Here is a 1,260-nt window from a genome sequence, read left to right on the forward strand (position 1 = left end):
TGGTTGGGCCCCTTGGTAGAAGCCCGGTGACTATGTGAGTTTCGCATCCGATAATGGATGCAGGAGGAAATTCACAGATATGGCACGTAGACATACCCCTGATCAGGTCATCGCGAAAGTACGCCAGGGCCAAAAAATGCTCAACGACGGACGCCCGATGATCGAGGTCATCAAGGAACTGCAGATCACTGAAGCGACCTGGTACCGGTGGCTTCAGCAGTACGGATCCGAGAAGAACGCCGACCAGACCAAAGCTGTCAAAAACCTCGAAAAGGAGAACGCCAGGCTAAAGAAGCTGGTCGCGGAGAAGGAACTAGCCATCGACATTCTCAACGAGGTGGCGCGGGGAAAATTCTAAGCCCCGAACCACGCCGCCGTGCCGTGCGTATGGCGCAGGAAAAGTTCGGGGCATCTGAAAGATTTGCCTGCAAGGTGCTCAGCCAGAACCGCTCAGCCCTGCGCAAAGGCCTGCCAACGGTCAGCTTCGAAGAGGCCCAGCTGCGCGCTGATCTACGTGCTGTGGCTCAGAAGTATCCCGCCTGGGGCTGGCGTAAAGCGCGCTGGCATCTGCTCGAGCAGCCGCAGTGGGATGGGCTGGGGCTGAACACGAAGCGCGTACGCCGGCTCTGGCGCCTCGAGGGACTCACGTGCAAGCCCAAGGTACGCAAGAAACGCCGTAGCGGGCCCGGTGCCGGTGAGCAGAAGAGGCTCAGTGCCGAGTATCCGATGCATGTGGTCAGCTTCGACTTCCAATCCGACGTGACCTCCTGCGGCCGGCATATTAGGTTCTTTAACGTTATCGATGAGTACAGCCGCACGGCCCTGGCGATCATTCCTCGTCGGTCGTTTACCGCCACGGATGTGGTCGCCGCTCTGGAGGACATCATCGCTGAAACCGGCATCACTCCGGCTTACGTCCGGTCCGATAACGGGCCGGAGTTCACCGCTGCTGCTCTGATCAACTGGTGCGCCACGGCCGGAGTCAATACGGCGTTTATCGATCCAGGATCGCCGTGGCAGAACGGGTTCGCTGAATCATTCAATGCCCAATTCAGGAGGGAACAACTCACCGGAGAAATCATGGACACAATGGCCGAGGCAAAGTACTTGGCCGACGAGTGGAAAGACATCTACAATCATGAACGTCCTCATGGGTCCCTTGGCGGAATGACGCCGTTCAGACACTGGGATCGCTGGGTTGCAGAGAACCAATTAGCTATCGCATAGCCGCTGGGCTGCTAACGGGGACCCAACCAATTT

General features: G+C 57.9%; 1 protein-coding gene. It reads left to right on the forward strand.

From position 1 onward, the window contains the following. The first annotated feature begins 79 nt into the window (after positions 1-79). Positions 80-1,227, forward strand: a protein-coding gene (locus tag ACT3UE_RS15740) for an IS3 family transposase (protein WP_443384263.1) whose coding sequence is annotated in 2 segments (ribosomal slippage) — positions 80-344 and positions 344-1,227 — 1,149 coding nt in all. Because the reading frame shifts where the segments join, the coding sequence is not laid out codon by codon here. Positions 1,228-1,260: the final 33 nt, after the last annotated feature.

The organism is Arthrobacter sp. 179, from assembly GCF_052379645.1.
GTDB lineage: Bacteria > Actinomycetota > Actinomycetes > Actinomycetales > Micrococcaceae > Arthrobacter_H.